We start from the raw sequence: 224 nt of genomic DNA, 5'->3' as shown, positions 1-224 counted from the left end.
ACCGGCCTCATGATTCTCTTTTTGCATCGCCAACGCCTTGTTGCAGACGAATCGGCACGCGCCAGCGAAGCGGCGCATATTGCGCTCTTGCTCGCCATCTGGCATCAGTTCGTATTGATAGGCTTGTCGTCGTTGCATGCTTCGATTATAGCTTGGTCTATGAGTCATTACAATGAAATTCGCCACGGAAGACACGGTGTTTTCCTCATGCACCTACATTTGGT

Annotated in this window: 1 protein-coding gene; it reads right to left on the bottom strand. The window is 50.4% G+C overall.

Translation table 11 applies throughout. The annotated features are described in order from the left end of the window. Positions 1 to 138, bottom strand: a 138-nt coding sequence (locus tag F1735_RS38695; RefSeq protein WP_167241683.1) for a helix-turn-helix domain-containing protein, incomplete at its 3' end; no start/stop codon positions are given. Positions 139 to 224 lie beyond the last annotated feature (86 nt).

Origin of the sequence: Massilia genomosp. 1, assembly GCF_011682185.1 — a bacterium.
GTDB lineage: Bacteria > Pseudomonadota > Gammaproteobacteria > Burkholderiales > Burkholderiaceae_D > Telluria_A > Telluria_A rubra.
Note: the sequence above shows the minus strand (reverse complement) of the source record. Positions and strands in the feature narration are given on the sequence as shown.